16 protein-coding genes are annotated in these 18761 nt (G+C 71.2%); 9 read left to right on the plus strand and 7 right to left on the minus strand.

What is annotated here, in order from left to right:
* The first annotated feature begins 21 nt into the window (after positions 1 to 21).
* From GA0115240_RS16655 to GA0115240_RS16675, 5 genes are all read left to right on the plus strand, one after another.
* Positions 22 to 366: an acyl carrier protein gene (locus GA0115240_RS16655; protein ID WP_093737451.1), complete on the plus strand. Its 345-nt coding sequence runs from the start codon at positions 22 to 24 to the stop codon at positions 364 to 366.
* Positions 353 to 1576 carry a beta-ketoacyl-[acyl-carrier-protein] synthase family protein gene (locus GA0115240_RS16660; protein ID WP_093737452.1) on the plus strand — a complete coding sequence of 408 codons (1224 nt, stop codon included), beginning with the start codon at positions 353 to 355 and terminating at the stop codon, positions 1574 to 1576. Before GA0115240_RS16655 ends, GA0115240_RS16660 begins: the two co-directional genes overlap by 14 nt.
* A 149-nt stretch (positions 1577 to 1725) precedes the next feature.
* The gene (locus tag GA0115240_RS16665; protein ID WP_093737453.1) at positions 1726 to 2370 is read left to right on the plus strand and encodes a dihydrofolate reductase family protein; all 645 of its coding nucleotides are present in this window, start codon (positions 1726 to 1728) and stop codon (positions 2368 to 2370) included.
* Positions 2371 to 2498: 128 nt separating this feature from the next.
* Positions 2499 to 2954, plus strand: coding sequence for an APC family permease (locus GA0115240_RS37630; protein ID WP_202451433.1), 456 nt, complete (start codon positions 2499 to 2501; stop codon positions 2952 to 2954).
* 42 nt (positions 2955 to 2996) lie between these two features.
* On the plus strand, positions 2997 to 3314 hold the full coding sequence (locus GA0115240_RS16675) for a DUF6980 family protein (protein ID WP_093737454.1): 318 nt from the start codon (positions 2997 to 2999) through the stop codon (positions 3312 to 3314).
* A 122-nt stretch (positions 3315 to 3436) separates the two neighbouring features.
* Here GA0115240_RS16675 and GA0115240_RS16680 read toward each other — a convergent pair whose 3' ends face one another.
* The 3 genes from GA0115240_RS16680 to GA0115240_RS16690 all read right to left on the minus strand — a co-directional run bounded on the left by GA0115240_RS16680 (position 3437) and on the right by GA0115240_RS16690 (position 8743).
* A complete protein-coding gene (locus tag GA0115240_RS16680) occupies positions 3437 to 6676 on the minus strand; it encodes a family 78 glycoside hydrolase catalytic domain (RefSeq protein WP_202451434.1) in 3240 nt (1079 codons plus the stop codon).
* 521 nt (positions 6677 to 7197) lie between these two features.
* Positions 7198 to 7929, minus strand: coding sequence for a GNAT family N-acetyltransferase (locus GA0115240_RS16685; RefSeq protein WP_256069843.1), 732 nt, complete (start codon positions 7927 to 7929; stop codon positions 7198 to 7200).
* A gap of 445 nt (positions 7930 to 8374) precedes the next feature.
* Positions 8375 to 8743, minus strand: a complete 369-nt coding sequence (locus GA0115240_RS16690) for a hypothetical protein (RefSeq protein ID WP_093737457.1) — start codon at positions 8741 to 8743, stop codon at positions 8375 to 8377.
* A gap of 497 nt (positions 8744 to 9240) precedes the next feature.
* Here GA0115240_RS16690 and GA0115240_RS16695 point away from each other — a divergent pair, with 497 nt between their 5' ends.
* Entirely contained in the window at positions 9241 to 10119 is an 879-nt protein-coding gene (locus GA0115240_RS16695) for an ArsR/SmtB family transcription factor (protein WP_237554931.1), read from the plus strand.
* 354 nt (positions 10120 to 10473) lie between these two features.
* Positions 10474 to 11661: a glycoside hydrolase family 75 protein gene (locus GA0115240_RS16700; RefSeq protein ID WP_161302268.1), complete on the plus strand. Its 1188-nt coding sequence runs from the start codon at positions 10474 to 10476 to the stop codon at positions 11659 to 11661.
* 115 nt (positions 11662 to 11776) lie between these two features.
* Here the strand turns inward: GA0115240_RS16700 and GA0115240_RS16705 are convergent, their stop codons facing one another.
* Complete coding sequence (locus GA0115240_RS16705) at positions 11777 to 12439, minus strand: TetR family transcriptional regulator (protein ID WP_093737459.1); 663 nt, start codon at positions 12437 to 12439, stop codon at positions 11777 to 11779.
* Positions 12440 to 12571: 132 nt separating this feature from the next.
* Here GA0115240_RS16705 and GA0115240_RS16710 point away from each other — a divergent pair, with 132 nt between their 5' ends.
* On the plus strand, positions 12572 to 13555 hold the full coding sequence (locus tag GA0115240_RS16710) for a quinone oxidoreductase family protein (protein ID WP_093737460.1): 984 nt from the start codon (positions 12572 to 12574) through the stop codon (positions 13553 to 13555).
* Between the two features lie 101 nt (positions 13556 to 13656).
* On the opposite strand, the gene GA0115240_RS16715 is transcribed toward GA0115240_RS16710, so the two are convergent.
* Both GA0115240_RS16715 and GA0115240_RS16720 read right to left on the minus strand, forming a co-directional pair.
* Positions 13657 to 14883, minus strand: a complete 1227-nt coding sequence (locus GA0115240_RS16715; RefSeq protein WP_256069844.1) for a serine hydrolase domain-containing protein — start codon at positions 14881 to 14883, stop codon at positions 13657 to 13659.
* 245 nt (positions 14884 to 15128) lie between these two features.
* Positions 15129 to 16166 carry a tyrosine-protein phosphatase gene (locus GA0115240_RS16720; RefSeq protein WP_256069845.1) on the minus strand — a complete coding sequence of 346 codons (1038 nt, stop codon included), beginning with the start codon at positions 16164 to 16166 and terminating at the stop codon, positions 15129 to 15131.
* 366 nt (positions 16167 to 16532) lie between these two features.
* Between GA0115240_RS16720 and gap the strand changes: the two genes are divergently transcribed.
* Positions 16533 to 17528 carry a type I glyceraldehyde-3-phosphate dehydrogenase gene (gene gap, locus GA0115240_RS16725; protein ID WP_093737463.1) on the plus strand — a complete coding sequence of 332 codons (996 nt, stop codon included), beginning with the start codon at positions 16533 to 16535 and terminating at the stop codon, positions 17526 to 17528.
* Positions 17529 to 17806: 278 nt separating this feature from the next.
* Here gap and GA0115240_RS16730 read toward each other — a convergent pair whose 3' ends face one another.
* The gene (locus GA0115240_RS16730) at positions 17807 to 18622 is read right to left on the minus strand and encodes an enoyl-CoA hydratase/isomerase family protein (protein WP_093737464.1); all 816 of its coding nucleotides are present in this window, start codon (positions 18620 to 18622) and stop codon (positions 17807 to 17809) included.
* Positions 18623 to 18761 lie beyond the last annotated feature (139 nt).

Below are 18761 nucleotides of genomic sequence, written 5' to 3' on the forward strand. Positions count from 1 at the left end.
CGCTGCCAAGGAGCCCCTCTCGTGACCGCCACCTACGACCTGATCACGGCAACCCTCGTCGAGACCTTCGAGCTGGACGCCCGACAGCTCACCCCGCAGAGCACCTTCGAAGACATCGGCCTCGACTCGCTCGCCCTGGTGGAGCTGGCCCTCGTGGTCCACGAACGCACCGGGACGGAGGTGGAGGGGATCACCGCGCAGTCCACGCTGGCCGAAGCGGCCGCCCTGCTCGCCTCGGCCACCGACGGCACCGCGGCCACCGCGGACGCTGCCGCCGCCGCGGACGGTGCCCCGCCGCGGCCCCCGCGGCCGGCCCGGCCGCTGAACCGCGCGACACGGCGGCACAGGGTCGATGAGCCCGCGTGAGGTCGCCGTGACCGGTGTCGGCCTGCTCACGCCGGTCGGCGTCGGCCGGGAAGCCAGCTGGCAGGGAATGCTCGCCGGCCGGTCACCCGCGGCGAGCGATCCGGTACTGGCCGGCCTCCCGGTGGACTTCTCCTGCCGCCTGCCCGACTTCGACATCAGCGGGCAGCTCGGCAAGGGCCTGAAGTGGCGGCTGGACCCCTTCACCGCCATGGCGATCCTCGCCGCTCGTGAAGCAGTCGCGGACGCCGGCCTGGAGACGGACGACTGGGAGGCGAGCCGGGTCGGCGTCGTGATCGGGGCCGGGTCGGCCAGCATGGCCCGTTACGACATGGAGTATGCCCGCCTGGGCGCCGGACGGGTCAGCGAGATCTCACCTCTGGCGATCACCCGCAGCGTCCCCAACATGGTCGCCGGTGAGGTGGGGCTCGCCCTCGGCGCCCGCGGACCGAACTTCTCCGTCAGCACCGCCTGCGCGTCCGGCGCCTCCGCGCTCGGCATCGCGCGGGACCTCGTCCGGGCGGGCACGTGCGACGTGGTTGTCGCCGGGGGCAGCGAATCCGTCCGCGCCAGGATGGCCGCCGCCTGCTTCTTCCGGATGGGCGCCCTCTCCCGGCGGTCGAGCGACCCGGCGGCGGCCTGCCGGCCCTTCGAGAAGGACCGCGACGGCTTCGTCCTCAGCGAAGGCGCCGGCATGCTCGTCCTGGAGCGGATCGAACACGCCCGCGCCCGCCGCGCCCGGCCGCGCGCCTACCTCGGCGGATACGGCGCGAGCTGCGACGCCCACCACTACGCGGCGCCCCACCCCACCGGCGACGGCGCGGCCTCGGCGATCCGTGCCGCGCTGCGCGACGCCGGCCTCGCCCCCGCGGACATCCAACACATCAACGCCCACGGCACCGCGACCCGCCTCAACGACAAGGCCGAGTACGAGGCCCTGCGCCAGGTCTTCTCCCGGCCGCCCGCCGTGACCTCCCTCAAGGGAACCATCGGCCACTGCATGGGCGGCGCCGGCGCCATCGAAGCCGCCTGCACCGTCCTCTCGCTGGAACACCAGCAGATCCCGCCGACCGCGAATCTCGACCACCAGGACCCCGAGATCGATCTCGACATCGTCAGCAAAGCGCCCCGCCCCGCCCCGATGCGGGCGGCGCTGAGCAACTCCTTCGGGTTCGGCGGCCAGAACGCGGTGCTCCTGTTCCACAACGGGTGATGCGCAGTGCGCACCCCCTGCGGGACGTGCGGCAGCCCCCGTAGCGGGCCGGGCCCAGTGCGTGCCGAGCGTCGCGGGACCGTGCGAACGTCCGCCGCGCTCCCGCACACCGTAAGGTGCGCAGGGTGTCGACACCACAGGAGGAACCCGTGGCTCAGCTGCTGAGAGTTCAGAACATCACCGTCTCGAGCGACGGGATCGGTGCCGGTGAGGACCAGACGCTGGAAAGACCGTTCGGCCATGTCGATCCAGCGAAGCTGTTCTCCTGGGCCGGTGCTACGGCGAGCTGGCCCGCCCGCAGCGGGCCCGGCGGGAGCCGAGGTCTCGACGACTACTTCACGCGGGACTTTTCCCGCAACATCGGCGCCGAGATCATGGGCCGCAACAAGTTCGGACCCCAGCGCGGGCCATGGCAGGACCATGACTGGCTCGGCTGGTGGGGCGAGGTACCCCCGTTCCACACCCCGGTGTTCGTCATGACGCACCACAAGCGGCCGTCGTTCTCAACTTCCGACACCACGTTCCACTTCGTCGAGGGCGACCCGGCCACGGTCCTGGAGCAGGCGCGGGAAGCGGCGCAGGGCAAGGACGTCCGACTCGGCGGCGGTGTCACCACCATCCGGCAGTTCCTCGACGCGGACCTCGTCGACACCATGCATGTGGCGGTCTCGCCGGTGGAGCAGGGGTCCGGCCTACGGCTGTGGGAGTCACCCGACGAGCTGCTCGACCGGTTCCACCTCGAGGTCGTGCCCAGCCCGAGCGGCGTGACGCACCACCTCTTCTGGCGGAAGTGAGACCAGGGCCCGGCCGCGGGTGTCGGCACGGCCGATGCCCGCGGTTCAGCGACTGATTGAGTAGTTGCGGGCGAGTCACCGGCAGCGGCAGAGGCACTCGCCCTCAACTCCCCAGCGACCAGGCCGCGATGGAGCCGGACCCCACCGCCTCCTGCGCGGGGGCGGCCACCCTCGGTGCGGCGCTGGGCCGTGACGGCGCGTTTCCCGCCCGGTTCGACCGCGGCAGCGTCGCCGGTGAGGTGCCGCGGCGCAGCCTGGTGGTCGTATCGGCGCAGTCCTTCGTCACCTTGTTCGCTGTGCTGTTCACCGGCTTCGGCACCAGGCCGCTGGTGCTCCTGACCGCCGGCTTGTTCGTCACCGTCTACGCGATCTGGCGGCGCCGCGGCCCTGCGGTTGCTGCCCCGGGCCAGCAAGGGCCGCCGGGTGGCGGCGCTGTGCGCGCTGTGCCCGGGCCGCCGATCCACCGCCGGGCCGGTCGGCACCACCCCGGGCCGCTCCCCGTGCGGCGGCGCGGCGGTCAAACAACGCAGCCACGCCGGCCCGGTCAGATCGACGTGCCACCCGGTGACCATCACCGACCGTGATCTACTTCTGCTCACGATGCCGATCAACGAGAAGCCGAGATCATGACCCAGCACTGCTGCGAGGAGATGACCAGCCGGGTGAACGTGCGCTGCGACCAGCACCACGATGACCCCTTCGCCTGCCCGGACGCCCTGATCGCCTTCAGTGCCGACTTCCAGGAGTACGGGCTGATCATCCATGACGGCGGCACGTCGAGCATCACGATCGACTTCTGCCCCTGGTGCGGACGACGCCTGCCCGACTCGCAACGGGACCGATGGTTCGAGGAGTTGGAGCGCGCCGGGATCGATCCTGGGGACGACGAGGCGCCTGCCGAACTCCAGGACGACCGCCGGCCCGGCTCTGCGCAACGGGAGTAGCGGGCCGCGGGAGCGCGGCCCGGTGCGTCGGCCGCTGGGAGGGCTACCGGGCGGCAGGTCGAGCGCCTGGCCACCGCCACCCCCCTCGCCATCCGGCCGGCGCACATGATCGGCCGGCCAACCTACCCCGTGACGCGGAATTGGTAGGTGCCCGCGCCGACGATGAAGTGGGCGTAGCCGTCTACGCGTTCGCCGCGTGTCGCGCCTGCCGGTGCGTGGGCCTGCTGCCGGCTGCCGACCGGCAGCAGGACGTCGGCGGTCGATCCCACCGGGATGTCGACGCTCAGGGTGAAGTCATCCCGCTTCTGGGTCCACGACGAGGCGATCCGGCCGAGCGGTGACTCGATGTGGGCGGAGGCGTGGGTCAAGCCGCCCACGGCGTGCGGTTGGATCGTCACCCTCGTGTAACCGGGCGCGGCGGCCTTGATGCCGGCGACATCCTGGTAGAGCCAGTCGTCCACCGTGCCCATGAAGGCATGGTCGTGCGAGCGCGAGTTGGCGTCCCACTCCTCCCACATGGTCGTGGCGCCCAGGCCGTCGAACCAGTAACCCCAGCCGGGATAGGTCGGATTGGTGGCCACCGTGTAGGCAAGGTCCGCGTGCCCGGCGTCGGTGAGGACCGGGAGGAGCACCTTGGTGCCCAGCGCTCCGGTGTCCAGGTGGTCGCCGCGGGCGTGGATGTCGGCGACGAGATGGTCGATCACGGTCTGGCGGTACTCCTTGGGTACCAGGCCGAAGCTCAGCGGGAGCAGGTTGGATGTCTGCCGGTAGCCCGCGGCCGTGTCGTCGAAGTAGGCGCCCTTGTCGTGGTCGTAGAAGGTGGTGTTGAAGGTGTCCTTGACCTGGGCGGCGAAGGCGTCGAAGTGCCGCGCGTCGCGGGCGTGGCCCAGCGCCGTCGCCATCGTCGCGAGTCTTGTCGCGGTGAGGTAGATGTAGGCGGTGCCCGACAGCCGGGTGCCTTCCGGCGCGTTGGAGCCTTCGGGGGAGAGCCAGTCGCCGTAACTGAAGCCGGTGTAGACACCGCCGGTGCCGGCGATGTCCTGCTCGTAGTACGACATCCAGGCTTTCATGCCGTCGTAGTTGTCGGCGACCGCCTGGGTGTCGCCGTAGTACCAGAACAGGTCCCAGGTGCCGAGTATGAAACTGGCCGACCAGACCGGGTCCTTGACCTGCTTGCCCGACTCGGTGGTGGGCACGGTGGGGCCGATCGATCCGTCGGCGTTCTGGTCGTCCCGGTGCGAACGCATCCAGCTCGCGTAGAAGTTCTGCATGTCGAAGTTGGCGATCGCCGAGTCCGCGTAGAGGAAGCCGTCGGCGGTGTAGGGCCGCTTCTCGTACATGGGTGTGTCGGTCGGCACCGAGTACAGATTGTTGAGGATGGTGTTGGCCTGCGCGTCCTGGTAGCGGTTCAGCAGGTCGCTCGAACTGCTGAAGCCGCCGGTGGACGACACCGCCGTGTGGACCCTCATCCCGTCGACCGACGCGAGGGTGACCCCCTGGGGGACGACGACCTGGGCGTAGCGGAAGCCGGCGTAGCTGTAGCTCGGCTGGTACTGCTCCACGCCCTCACCCTTGAGGGTGTAATTGTAGGTCTGCAGACCGAACCCGAAGGCGCCGGTGTTGTCGACGGTGCCGTCGGCACGCAGCTTCTCGCCGTACGTGACCGTGACCTTTGCTCCGGCCGGCCCCTGCACCGCGATACGCGCCCAACCGGCCGTGGGGCTGCCGTAGTCGTAGACGTGCGTGCCGTCGACCGGAGTGGTGATGCCCTGGAGCTTCAGCCGCTCGGTCACCTTGATGGGCGGAAAGTCCTCCGAACGGAGGGTTCCCGCGGGGCCGTCGACCGCCAGCGCGGGGTGCCAGGAGCTGTCGTCGAAACCGGTGTCGTTCCAGCCGGGCTGCTCCGCGCGGGCGTCGTAGGTCTCGCCGAACCACAGCGACTGGGTGGCCGTGGGTCCGTCGGACTGCTTCCACCCGCTGCCGCTGACTATTTGCTGCTGCGTCCCGTCGGCGTAGGTGATGTCGAGCTCCAGCTTGAGCTTGGGCTCGCTCCACCAGGGCGACGCCTCCCATTCGTCCGGGTCCGTCATCGCGTAGTAGCCGCGGCCCAGGCTGACGCCGATGGCGTTGCCGCCGGTGCGCAGCGCGTCGGTGACGTCGTACGTCGAGTACAGGACCGTCTTGTCGAACACGGTGAAGCCGGGTTCGAGTTCCCGGTCCCCGATGCGCCGGCCGTTCAGGTAGAGCTTGTTGTAGCCCAGGCCCGCGACATAGGCCCGCGCCGAGGCGATGTGCTTGCGGGCGGTGAAGTCGTCGCGCAGCAGCGTCTCAGGCGCGGGCGGAATCGACACCGATGTACCCCAGGGGCCCGCGCCGTAGTGGGCGGCCTCGAGGGCTTGCGGCCATGCCGAGTCGTCGTACCCGGGCTGCTGCCAGCCGTCGTCGGCGGAGTTCGATGCCCGCCAACTGGTGTCGGTGACCAGGTCCGTGGGTGCGGCCGTCCCTTCGAAGTGGAGACTGCCGAGCACGCCCGCCGGCCCCTGGACGCTGTTGGTCGCCTCCACCGCCAGTACGTTGGTCCCCGCGTGCAGGTACGGGGCGATGTCGACGACGCTCGCCGTCCGCCAGGAGTCCGCGACGCGCGGGGAACTCACGGCCTCGACGCCGTTGACGTACAGGGTGAAGCTGTCATCGGCGGTGAACTGCGCCTCCGCCGAGGAGATCTGCGCCCCGGACGGCAGCTCGAAGCTCCGGCGCAGGTAACGCGTCCCGGCCGGGGCCGAGTCGGACGGATCGCCTTCGGCGTACCAGATCCAGTTCGCGTCGCTGAGCCGCAGCACGGGCGCCTTGGCGTGCGCTCCGATCCACGCGCCCCGGAAGTCCTCGGGATGGACGAAGGCCGTCTCGAACGGCTCTTCACCACTCCACGGCGAAGCACTTCCCGAGCGGTCCCAGACCCGGACGCGCCAGGAGTAGCGCGTCCGCGACGACAGGGCGCGGCCGCCGTAGACCACGTCGAACGACCGGGAGGAGCGCACCCGACCGCTGTCCCACACAACTCCCCGGCCACCGGGGGACGTCGACACCTCGATCTGGTAGGCCGTCTGCTCGACGGCGGCGCGGCCGGCCGCGTCACGACCCGGGGTCACCTGCCAGCTCAGCCTGGGCCGGAGGACGTCGACGCCCAGGGGCTGGACCTGGTGCTCGACTTTCAGCCGGCCCACCGCCGGCCCCGATCCGCCCGGCACCCGGCCCTGCGCGGAATCCGGTCCGGCCGCGGCTGCCGCACCGGGCGTGGCCTCCAGCCCTGACGCGGCTGCCGCAACCGACAGCATCAGCCCGAGAGCTGCTCTGCGCTTCATCTCGCTTGCCTCCATCGACTCCACCCGATTCGGCGCGGGTCCCAGCCACGCAATGAATCGTTTCAATTGCTCCGTATGTCACTCAACCACAGGCTGAGCGGCGAAGACAAGAGACGGTGGGGGATCGCCCCATCAGGGTCCGGGTGCCGAGGCCGTCGTCGGTGGTTGCTGTGGCGGCGAAGTCGGCGAGGTCGGCGAGGTCGGCGCGCGGACGGGGGTTGCGGTGGGTCCTGTCGACCGAAGCTGCTCGCCGGGAGGCTGGGACAGCAGCACGTTCCGCAGCCGGCGGACGTTCCCGCGCCAGGGGCCGCCCTCCGACGCGGCCCAGAGGCTGATGAGTTCGGACGGTTCGGCCCTGACCCGGTCGACAACCTGAAGGGCGGGTTGCGTAGGCCAGTGACATCGGGGAGCGACTCTTTCGGCCCGTGGACGGGATCGGCCGGCTCACCCCGGGGCACTGCGCGGCGCCGGTGCACGCCAGGAGCTCGGTCCCGCTGTCCCAGGCCGGACCCGGGCCGGGGTCACTCGCCTCCGGTGGGGCGCCAGATCCAGTCCTGGCGTTCGTACAGGACACGGAAGCCGAGCCGGAGCGTGTTGTGCAGGGAGGAGTTGCGGCTGCCGGGGGCGCCGGCCCTGGTTTCAGCGATCAGCCAACCGCAGCCCGCCGCCTGGGCGGCGCGGGCACGGGCGGCGAGAAGTGCGGACTGGCCGCCACGGCCTCGGGCCTGGGGAAGCGTGGCGCCGCTGAAGAACTGGGCCGTGTCCTGATGGACATGCATCGCTCCGCCGCCGACGAGGTCCGATCCGTCCCAGGTGGCGAACGAATGCCAGCCCGGCCGCCCGACAGCGGCCCCCGCCATCTCCGCCAGACTGCCTTCCGGCATCCCGAAGGCCCGCAGCATGACCGAACCCCACATGCCGGCCTGACCGTTCTCCACGGCTGCCACCCGCAGCCCGGTCGGGGGCCGCTGCGACGCGGAGGCGTGCCGTACGACGACATCCGTTTCGCCCGCCAGCTTCAGCCAGGTCGAGCCGGCCGACAAACCCGCCTTCGCGCAGATCTCCGCCCAGTTCTCGGGCAGCACCGAAGGCGCCAGTTGCAACACCGCCGACGGCGTTTCCTGCGCCCGGTAGAAGGCACAGACTTCCTCGATCAGATCAGCGGTGACCGGCTCGTCGAATCCCATCCCCAGCGCTTTGCTCCAGAACCCGGTCGGGTCGCGACGCATCGACACCGCGACCCCGCCGCCCACCCGAGTTCCGGCTGTCCCCAGCGCAGCGCGGACAGGCTCGGGAGCGCCCACCACGACGTCGAAGAACGCTTCGGCCTCGGACCGCTCCGCTGTCGCGGGTATGGGGACGGCAGTCATGGAACACCTCTACCGGTCGGCGGCGCGCAGGAGCCTCGATCCTACGTTCCGTGATCCCGGAGGCGGTTGCCGACGCCGCCGACGGGACCGGCCGCCGCCGCACTTCCACGGCGGCTGGGTGAACGGCCGCGACGGACCGGTCCTGTTGACCGGCGCGGACTGCGCGGAGATCCGCTGACCACCAGGGAAGGCCGGAAGGCCGTTCCGGCCGGAGCGTGAGTGCCCGTCCGGCCTTCCCCGTGTGGCACACAGGCGGTGGCGGCGCCCTGCCCCGCCGGCCGCGGACCGATCCGAGGGCCGCCCGAGGCGAGGTGTCGCCCAGGAGTGCTCAGTAGGCCGCGACCCCCCGGATGCCCGTGCTGGTGAACAGCAGCCAGAACGCGGTGTGGTCCTTGACGTCCGTGGCCATGAGCGTCCAGGTGTTCGCCGGGATCACCCTCGGGTTGTTGCAGTACGCGGACCCGCTCGTGGGCTGGAAGCAGGTCTCCCCGAAGTCCGCCGTGGTGACCTTGACTTGGATGTCGTTGCAGTTGGCCGTGGTCCGCGCGGAACTGTACGGCGGCCAGTGGCCGTTGGGGTCGGTGCCGTTGATGGACACGAGGTTGCTGCTGCTGAGACAGGCCACCGACGGAGCGGCGGCGGCGGACGTGACCGTCGCGGCGGTCAGTCCGCCGGCGGTCAGAACCACGGCCGCCATGATCCTCGTGGTGCGCCGAGCAATACGCATGGCTTTCCCCTCCTGACGCCCGGCGACGCACGCCGAGCTCAACCTGGGACAAGCCTCGGGGCGTGCCCAGTCGCTGTCACCGTCATTCGGACCAGGTCAAAAGTCGCAGGCAAAGGGCGGCGGCGGCCGAGCTGCCCGTAGACGCCGAGTCATGCGATGCCGGGACGAGCCGTGGCCGGATTCGTGCCGCCGCGGACCGAAGTTGATGGTGCGCTTACCGGTAGGTGCCGCACACTGTCGTCACCGCGGGCGCGGAGCCTGCCACGAGGCCGGGGGGAATCGTGCTGCGGCTGCATTTCACCGCAGAGGATCTGGGCAGGGTCCGTTTCGCGCGGCACCCTGACCCGCTGTGGGAGACCGTGCTCAGCCTCAACCTGCTGGGTACCACCCGGGGCCGGGCGGTGTTCGCGCCGTGGCGGGCACACATCAAAGCCGATGCAAGCCGGTTACCGCCGTGGCAATCGCGGATGCTGCGAACCCTGGCTCCGCCGATCGGCGATTTCCCCGACTTCCTGACCCCGCCGCAGGCGTCCCAGGGGCTGGAGGCCGGCATAGACGCCGTCCTGTCGACGCCGCGCCGCCGGTTGCGTCGCGAACTGGCGGTGCTGACACGTCTTCCCGCATGGGCCCGTCCGCTCGCCGAGGGAGAGCCGGAGGCGCTGACCCGGCTGGGGGACGCCCTGCGCGCCTATCACGCCGTGGCGGTGGCTCCCTTCTGGCCGCGAACGCAGGCGTTGCTCGACGCCGAGCGCGCGGTGCACGCCCGCGCCCTGCTCGACCACGGCGTCGAGGGCCTGCTGAACAACCTGGGGCCGACGATGCGGTGGCGGCCGCCCGTGCTGGAGGTCGACTACCCCATCGAACACGCCATCCACCTGGCCGGGCGCGGGCTGACCCTGGTGCCCTCGGCCTTCTGCTGGCACACGCCCATCACCTTCGTCGACCCCGGCCTGCCGCCGGTACTCGTCTACCCGCTGCCCCGCGGGCCGGTCTGGTGGACCGGTCCCGCCCACAGCGAGCGAACCGGCGCGCTGGGGAACCTCCTCGGGCCCACCCGCGCGGCCTGCCTGCGGCTGATCGAGGACAACTGCACCACGGGGGAACTGGCCCGACGCAGTGGCGTCAGTCCGCCGTCCGCCAGCCAGCACGCCACCTCCCTTCGCGAGGCGGGCCTCATCGTCTCCGTCCGCCACGCCAACACCGTCATTCACGCGCTCACTCCGCTCGGCACGGCTCTGCTCCACCCCGCCTCCCATCACCCGGCGGGGCCACCGCCCGAGCCGTCGGGCCCGCCGACAGCACCTGACGCCGACACCGTTTGCGCGGACTCGCTCCGCCGGGCGTAGCGGTCCGACCAGCCCGGCAGTGCCGGGCAGACCCCGTTGAGGTCGAGCCGGACCGTCCGTCCCCTCAGGCGCCGGACAGGCCGCAGGACGGACCGCCGGACGGACCCCCGAAGTCACCCTTCGGCGGGGGGCTGAGGGTGCGTCAGGCTGGGCTAGCGCGGCCCCGGTTGTGCACGGCGAGTGGGGACGCGGCATTTCCGCCGTTCCCGTCGGCGGACCGCCAGCCGCCTGACGGGTCCTGGCTCGGTATAGATTCAGTAAAACTGATGAACGAGATGATTGCGTGACAGGGGTCACAGGTGCTTCCATTCGTTAGGAAGTTTTACTAACGATTGATGGAGGCCCCCACCCGCCATGTCATCGACCCGTAAGCGCTTCGCTGTATTAACTGCCGCGGCTCTCGCGCTCGCCGTCCCGCTCGCCATCGGGAACGCCACCGCCGCCACGACGCCCACCGCCGCCACGGCGGAGCCGGCCGCCGCGTCGGCCGCCGCCTCGTACACGGCCGCCCAGGTGCTGGCCGGCGTCCAGCAGAACTCGACGACCGCGAACAAGGTCAACACCAAACCCCACATCAACACCATGACGCGGGCCCAGAACGTGAACGTGTACCAGGTCGCGACGGGTGTCTACGCCTACACCTCCAGCATGGCCATCGACACCGACGGCAGTGACCCGGATCCCGATCCCGATCACCAGGGCGAGACGACCTGGGAAGACAGCAACGGCCAAGCCCTGGGCGCCCACCACGTGCCGTTCTACGTGCTGGGCGACGACTGCTGGGACCGCACGACCCCGTGCCCGCATTTCTTCTACAAGGAACGCGGCATGACGGGCCGGCAGTTCGCGCTGATGTTCTACAACGGCAAGGTCATCGGGTCGATCTTCGGCGACACCCAGACCGCGAACAACCAGACCACCTCGGACAACGACTCCCGCGAACTGGGCGAGGCGTCCGTGAAGGCGGCCCAACTGCTGGGCATCCCCAGCAGCGGCACCACCGGTGGGGTGGACAACGGCGTGACCGTCGTGATGTTCTCCGGTTCGTCCTGGGTGGTGAACGGCACCAACGCCAACCTGAACGACAACGCCCAGGCCCTGGTCCAAAAGGCCCTGGACAGCCTCGGCGCGAGCATGCAGGGCACGACCCCGCCCTCGGGTGGCACGCTGTTCGAGGCGGAGACCGGCACCCTGTCCTCCGGTGGCACCTTCGACTCCAACCACCTCGGCTTCACCGGTACCGGTTTCGCCAATCCGGCCAACGCGGCCGGCTCGTACGTCGACATCCCGGTCACCGCGGCCGCCGCCGGCACCAAGACCCTGACCTTCCGGTACTCCGACGGCACGACCGCGGCGCGGCCCGCGACCATCTCGGTCAACGGCACCTCGCGCGGCACGCTGAACTTCCCGACCACTGCCAACTGGGACACCTGGGCCACCGCGTCCATCTCGGTGCCCCTGACGGCGGGTACCAACACCATCCGGGTCACCGGCACCGTCGCGGACGGCCCCGCCAACATCGACTCGGTGACCGTCTCCTAGGAGATCCACCGTTCACGCACGTCCCGGCGCCGGCCGGCGGGCCACCTCCCGTCGTCCGGCGCCGGCGTCTTCGAGGAACTGCTGCGGGGAGCCGGGGCGGTGGCGGGCCGGCGCTTCACCGAGTCGGGGCGGCAGCGGTGAGGCCGGCGGCCATGGCCTGGAGCAGGCGGGTGAGGCGTGGTTCGAAGTCGAGTGCGGCGTGGCCCCAGCGGGGATTGGTGGCGTAGAGCTCGGCGAGGCTGGGCGTCGGGTGGGAGAGCTGCCAGAGATTGGCGGTCAGCCCCAGCGCGGCGGTGACGAGGTCCTGCACCTGGGCGGCGGTCATGGTGCCCGCGGCGGTCAGGGCGCCGACGATGGCGTCGTAGGCGCTGAAGGACGTGGTCTTGTACCGGCGGGCGCGTTCGATGCCGACGTCGCCTTCGAGGCTGAGCGGTACGTGGGTGAGGAGGTCGCAGAACAGCGGCTGTGCGGCGAGGGTGGCGGCCACGGCCGCGGCGGTACGGGCCGGGTCGAGCTCGCCGGCGCCGATGCCCGCGAGGTGGGCGGTGAGGATGTCCCGCCACTCGTTCCAGCCGCGCTCGGCCAGTTCGAGCAGGAGTTCTTCCTTGCTGTCGAAGTAGCGGCGCACCGCCGAGGGGTGCAGGCCGGCGCTCTCGGTGACCGCGGCAAGGGTGACGTGGCGGACGCCGCCCCGCTCGGCGGCCAGGACGCGGGCGGCGTCCAGGAGGTCTTCGGCGCGGCGGAGTTTGGCCTCCTGCGAGCGGGCTCGGCGATGCATGTCCCCACTCTAACGCGTGCTGAATGCGTTATCGCCGCCGAAGGTGTTAGCGTGCAGATAACGCAATCCGATTGCGTCGGGAGCGGCGGCCGCCGCCGTGCCACCCGGCCAGTCGACGAGAGGAGACCGGCCATGCACGCCGCAGTCGTCACGGAATTCGGGGCACCGGGCGTTTTCGCGCTCACCGAGCTGCCCGACCCGGTCCCCGGACCCGGCCAGCTCGCCATCGACGTCAGCCATGCCGCCGTCGGCCTGATCGACGTCTACATCCGCCAGGGCCTCTACAAGGACCGGGAGGGACTGCCGCAGCCGCCCTACGTCCCCGGGCTGGAGGTGGCCGGCACCGTCCGCGCAGTGGGGGCGGGCGTGGCGGGCTTCCGGATCGGGGAGCCGGTGGTGACGCTGTCCGGCACCGGGGCCGAGGGCGGCTACGCCTCGATCGCCGTGGTGGACGCCGCGCTGACCGCCCGGCTGGACGGCACCGGGGTGGACCCGGCGGTGGCGGTGGCGGCCGTGCCCAACGCGGCCACCGCCTTCCTGGCCCTGACCGAGGTGGCCCACCTCAAGCCGGGCGAGCGGCTCCTGGTCCACGGCGCCCTGGGCGGCCTGGCCTCCACCTTCCCCGGCGTGGCCCGCACCCTGGGCGCCGCCGCCGTGGTCGGCACCGTGCGCCGTTCCTCGCTCGCCGCGGCGCGGGCCTCCGCCCTGCCCTACGACGAGATCGTCGCCGGCGAGGATCTGCTCGACGTGGTGGGCCGGCAGCGCTTCGACGTCGTCGTCGACCCGGTCGGCGGCCGGCTGCGCACCGACAGCCTGCAGGTGATGGCGCCAATGGGTCGGATGCTGCTGGTGGGCAACGCCAGCGGCGACTGGGAGCACACCGTACCCACCAACTCCCTGTGGTTCGGCAGCCTCGCCCTGCTCGGCTTCTCGATCGGCTTCTACCTTCCCGCCCACCCCGAGCAGGCCGCCCCCGCCGCCCGGGGCGCCGTGGAGGCCATCGGGCAGGGCCTGGTCGACATCACCACCCGGACGCTGCCGCTGGCCGAGGCCGCCGAAGCGCATCGCCTCGTCGAACAGGGCTCGGTGCGCGGCCGTATCCTGCTGGCGCCCTGACTTCCCGGCCCTTGACTTTCCGGCCCCTGACTACCCGGCCCCTGACCCGCCGGCAGGCGGGGCCGCCGGAGGGCCGCGGGTCCATGCGGGCCCGCAGCCGCTCACGCCGCCCCGCTCTTCCCGCTGTCGCACAAGGCGTGGTCGGTGAGGGTCTCGACAGCGCGGTTGACCTTGTCCTGGTCGATGAGCGCCGTGGTGGTGGTCAGCGAGATGGTCACCGCGCGGCGGCCGTCGGCGCCGACGGCCGGGCGCGCGTACGTGCCGAGACCGTCCCCTTCGTGCATGTAGTACGTTCCGCCGCAGGTCAGCGGGACCGTGCGCAGCCCGAGGCCGTAGCCGCCCCCGGTGCCGGCCGGCGGCACGGGGAGGTCGTCGTACGGCACGGTGCGCCGCATCTCGGCCCACTGGGCGGCGGGCAGGAGCCTGCCCGTGGCGAGCGCGCGGAAGAAGGTGTCGAGGTCGGCGGGGGTGCTCACGACGCCGGCGTCCGCGTTGTGCTCGAAACTCTGGTCGGTGAGGTCGATCGCCGCGCCGTCCGGCCCGGTGATGGTCACCCGCTCGTGCGGGCCGACCAGGTACGGGTCGGCGCCCGGCAGATACGTGTGGCGCAGGCCGAGCGGGGCGATCACCCGGTGCTCCACGAGCTCCCGCCAGCTCTGTCCGCCACTCGCCTTCTCGGCGATCATCGAGGCGAGCAGGTAGTTCGTGTTGGAGTAGGCCCACCGGCCGCCGCCGGGGGCGAACACCGGCGGATGCGTCATTGCGACAGCGACGAGCCGCTCGGGCGAGGAGTCGTCGAAGCGGTTCTCCGTGAAGTGGTTGATCATCGCGTCCGCGATCGCCGGGTCGTTGACGTAGTCGAACAGGCCGCTGGTCTGCTGGAGCAGGTCGCGCACGGTGATGCGGGCGCCGTCATTGCCGTGGCCGGCCACGACGCCGGGCAGCCAGTGCTCCACCGTCTGGTCCAGGGACAGCTGGTGCTCGGCGGCGAGTTGGAGGACCACGACCGCGACGAACGTCTTGGTGGTGCTCGCCACCCTGAACTCCGGGTCCCACGGGACCGGTGCCTTCGAGCCGAGGCCCGCGGTGCCGAACCTGGCCAGCAGCGGCGCCTGCCCCCGGCGGTCCACCCGTGCCACCACGTTGACGTCACCGCCGCCCGCCGCGCGCACCGCCGCGAGGTCCGTGCGCAGGTCCGCCGCCGAGTAGCCGCCGGCCCCCCGGCTCCCGCCGCCCTTGCCCGCGTCGGCCCCCGCCGGCACCACCACCAGCGCGGAGGCGGCCAGAGCCACCGCCCACGCCACCACGACCCCGCGCTTCCCCGTCACCGCACCACGCATCGCTGTCCCCGTCACATCGTCCTGGCCGCCGCGTTTTTTCGCGGGCAGGACGATTCAACGTCGGACGCGGCCGACGGGCGATGCGGCTGCCACCCGGGCCGGGGGTGGGGGCAGCCCCCGCGGGCCGGTGTCTTTTCGTTGTGCCGGGTCCGGCGGTGTGCCGTGTCAGGCGCTCGACGGCCCGGGCCCGACCGGCGGGACATCCGCGGCGGGCCCGGCTCCGGGGTGGCCTGTCAGTTCGTCAGCAGCTCGGACTTCAGCTCGTTGATGTCCTTGGCGTCCAGACCGAGTGCCTTCTTCTCGTACGACGTGAAGGAGCCGTACGTGTCCTGCACCTCCTTGAAACCGGCGTCCAGGTATTGCGAACGCACGTCCAGGAGCGGCTTGTACACGGCGGCCTGGGCGGCCGGCATCGCGGCCAGGGCCGCGGCATTGGACGCCGCGCGGTACGTGTTGGACGCGAGGTAGTCCGTGTACACGGTGTCGCGGGGCACGCCCAGTGCGGTGAGCAGCGCGGCGCTCGCCCAGCCGGTACGGTCCTTGCCGGCCGAACAGTGGTACAGCGAGCCGTCGGTGTCCGCGATGATCCCGCTGAAGACCCGGGAGTAGGCGTCCTTGGCGGTGGTCGAGCCGACCATCGACTTCTCGCCGTCGATCATCAACTGCTCGGCGCCGGCGACGGTCGTGGGCAGGTCGGTGCTGGAGGAGTCGCCGGTGACGTTGGCGACGACGTAGCGCACCCCGCTGGGCAGGCGGTCCGGGCCGGCGGTCCGCTCCGAGGTCATGCGCAGGTCGTAGTCGACCGAGATGCCGAGGCGCTTGAGCTTGGCGAGGTCGGCGTCGGTGAGGTTGTTCAGGGCGCCCGAACGGTAGACGACGCCCATCTTCACCCACTGGCCGTCGGCGGTGCGGTAGCCGCCGACATCCCGGAAGTTGTCCATCCCGTCGAGTTTCACCAGCCGGTCGGCCAGGTGGAGCTTGTCGCCCTGGTCGGGCACCAGGTCGAACCACTGCCGGTCGGCCGTGGCGGGCAGGCCCTTGACCGTGACGGAACCGGTCGAACCTCCCGTGGCGACGATCCTGCCGTTGGCGTGCACGGCGACATGCCGCACCCCCGGCGCCTTCCAGGTGATCTTGTACGAGCCGTTGTCCTGCGCCGTGACCACGGCGGCGGTGAACGGAATGCGGTGCGCGCTCCCGTGCGAGGGGCCCGGGCGGGAAGAGGGGGACGAGTGGGACGCCGGAGCCGCGCCGGCGCTCTGAGCGCTCACGCTCGTGAGGACGGCGACCGCAGCCAAGGCGATGGAAGCCGATCTGACGTGTTTCGTGCGAATAGCCATGCCGCGATCGTCATGCCCGAACAAGGTCGGGAGGTGGCCGTTTCATTAATTGCAGACAGCACGTGGTCCGCGCGGCCACCGTACGACGGCCGCCACCGTACGACGGCCGCCACTGTACGACGGCCGCCACCGGCCGTCGGGCCGACAAGTAGGCCCCCGGTTGCCGTTGCCTTCCGGCGGCGCGACGCTGAAGAAGGCGCCCGTCCGACTCGCCGGTCGGCGGCATTCTCCTCCGCATCGATCCGCTCGGCCGGCGGGTGCTGAGCCGAGCCGGAGGATACGGAAAGGATTCGTCCCATGACGCGTATCGCCATCAACGGATTCGGCCGCATCGGCCGCAACGCGCTGCGAGCCCTGCTGGCCCGCGAGAGCGGGCTGGACCTCGTCGCCGTCAACGACCTGGCCGATCCGGCCGCGCTCGCGCGGCTGGTGGCTTTCGACACCACCGCCGGGCGGCTGGGGCGCCCGGTGTCGGTCGACGGGGACGATCTGGTGGTCGACGGCCGGCGTATCCGGGTGCTGGCCGAACGTGAACCGGCGCGGCTGCCTTGGGCCGACCTCGGTGTCGAGATCGTGCTGGAGTCCACCGGCCGGTTCTCTTCCGCCGAGGCCGCCGGCGCCCACCTCACCGCGGGCGCGAAGAAAGTCCTGGTCAGCGCACCCTCAAAGGGCGCGGACGTGACCATCGCCTACGGCGTGAACACCGAGGCGTACGACCGGGACGCGCACACGATCATCTCCAACGCCTCCTGCACCACCAACGCGCTCGCCCCGCTCGCCAAGGTCCTGGACGACCTGGCCGGGATCGAGCAGGGTTTCATGACCACGGTGCACGCCTACACCCAGGAGCAGAACCTGCAGGACGGCCCGCACCGTGACCCCCGCCGCGCCCGGGCCGCCGCCGCGAACATCGTGCCCACCACCACCGGCGCCGCCAAGGCCATCGGCCTCGTCCTTCCGGGCCTGGACGGCAAACTGTCCGGCGACGCCCTGCGTGTCCCCATCACCGTCGGCTCGATCACCGAACTCAACGCGTCGGTCGCCCGCGACGTGACACGCGACGACATCCTCGCCGCCTACCGCGCCGCCGCCGACGGCCCGCTGGCCGGCATCCTCGAATACTCCGAGGACGCACTGGTCTCCTCCGACATCACCGGCAACCCGGCCTCGTCGATCTTCGACTCCGCCCTCACCCGCGTCCACGGCCGCCACGTCAAGGTGGTCGCCTGGTACGACAACGAATGGGGCTTCTCCAACCGCGTGATCGACACCCTCGAACTGCTCGCCGCCTGACCGGACACCGGCCGGCCGCCCCCGCCGGGTCGGCTGCCCGAGTCACTGGCATGGTGCCGACCGTGGCCGCCGGGCACCCTCCTGGGACTCGCCCGCGGAACCTTCCTGCCCCGACGCGGCTGAGTCACCGTCGCGGTTGCTGGCCGGGAGCCCGGGAGCCCGGGAGCCCGGGGGGTCTGCTCGGTCGCCGGGGCCGGGTTGGCGCCGGCCCACCGACATGTGACGAGTACGTCCTCACCGAGGCGGGCCGTGATCCCCGGCGCGCCGGAGGCCGGAGGCTAGTCCGGTGCGATGAACTCGCCGAGCCGCTCCTCGGCGGGGCCGGGCTTTTGCAGGCCCTGTTCGAAGAGCCAGCCGATGCGTGCCATGACCTCGGGCCGCTGCACCGCGGCGAAGAAAGCCCTCAGCTGCGGCGGGAACTCTTCGTCGTCCGGAAGCGTCAGCGGATTCACCCACTGCTTGAGCTCTTCGACGGCGCGGCGGTCGAAGCGGGCGACCCGCTGCGCGAAAGCCGTGACGAAATCCTCGAACTCGGCGTCCGGGATCGCGCGGTTCACGTACCCGTAGCGTTCGGCGAGGTCCGCGTCGAAGTCTTCCGCGCCGGCCAGGATCTCGATCGCGCGTCCCCGGCCGACCAGTCGCGGCAGCCGGGCCGGCGCGCCGCCGCCCGGGACGACGCCGGTGGTCATCTCGAACTGGCCGAGAACGGCCTTCTCCCGGCTGGCGAAACGCACATCCGTCGCGAGGACGAACTCGCTTCCCGCACCCCGGGCCCGGCCGCGGATCGCGCTGATGGTCACGACCGGGAGCTTGCTGATCCGGATCAGCGCATCCACAAAGGGATGCTGCCCCGTGGTCCCGGCGGGCAGGGCCTCTTGCGGTGCGCCGTCGTCGGCGAGATCCCAGTGCGCGAGGAAATAGTCCGGGTTCGCGCTCTCGAACAAGATGACCGTGACGTCGGGGTCCGCCTCCGCCGCCTCCACGAGCGAACGCAGCTCCACGACCATCTGCGAGCCGATGAGATTGATCGACGGGTTGTCGAAGCTGACACGCCACAGGGACGGCGACGGTTTATTGATCTTGACCTGTGCCATGAGGTGAACGTAACAGCCTGACCTGCGGATCAAGAGGCAGACACGGTAGGGGGCTATTCTTCCGCGCGCCCGACTGGATTCTCGAAAAACGTGAATACCGGGAAGCCGGATCACCCCCCGAAGGAGCGGCTTGCGGGAA

The sequence above is a fragment of the Streptomyces sp. DvalAA-14 genome (assembly GCF_900091855.1).
Lineage (GTDB): Bacteria > Actinomycetota > Actinomycetes > Streptomycetales > Streptomycetaceae > Actinacidiphila.

What these genes read in the sequence shown, in the direction of transcription:
- GA0115240_RS16675 (WP_093737454.1), top strand. Translation starts at nt 2,997, where the DNA reads ATGACCCAGCACTGCTGCGAGGAGATGACCAGCCGGGTGAACGTGCGC.
- GA0115240_RS16730 (WP_093737464.1), bottom strand. Translation starts at nt 18,622, where the DNA reads ATGGCACAGGTCAAGATCAATAAACCGTCGCCGTCCCTGTGGCGTGTC.
- GA0115240_RS16710 (WP_093737460.1), top strand. Translation starts at nt 12,572, where the DNA reads ATGCACGCCGCAGTCGTCACGGAATTCGGGGCACCGGGCGTTTTCGCG.
- GA0115240_RS16700 (WP_161302268.1), top strand. Translation starts at nt 10,474, where the DNA reads ATGTCATCGACCCGTAAGCGCTTCGCTGTATTAACTGCCGCGGCTCTC.
- gap (WP_093737463.1), top strand. Translation starts at nt 16,533, where the DNA reads ATGACGCGTATCGCCATCAACGGATTCGGCCGCATCGGCCGCAACGCG.
- GA0115240_RS37630 (WP_202451433.1), top strand. Translation starts at nt 2,499, where the DNA reads ATGGAGCCGGACCCCACCGCCTCCTGCGCGGGGGCGGCCACCCTCGGT.
- GA0115240_RS16680 (WP_202451434.1), bottom strand. Translation starts at nt 6,676, where the DNA reads ATGAAGCGCAGAGCAGCTCTCGGGCTGATGCTGTCGGTTGCGGCAGCC.
- GA0115240_RS16660 (WP_093737452.1), top strand. Translation starts at nt 353, where the DNA reads ATGAGCCCGCGTGAGGTCGCCGTGACCGGTGTCGGCCTGCTCACGCCG.
- GA0115240_RS16690 (WP_093737457.1), bottom strand. Translation starts at nt 8,743, where the DNA reads ATGGCGGCCGTGGTTCTGACCGCCGGCGGACTGACCGCCGCGACGGTC.
- GA0115240_RS16695 (WP_237554931.1), top strand. Translation starts at nt 9,241, where the DNA reads ATGCTGCGAACCCTGGCTCCGCCGATCGGCGATTTCCCCGACTTCCTG.
- GA0115240_RS16705 (WP_093737459.1), bottom strand. Translation starts at nt 12,439, where the DNA reads ATGCATCGCCGAGCCCGCTCGCAGGAGGCCAAACTCCGCCGCGCCGAA.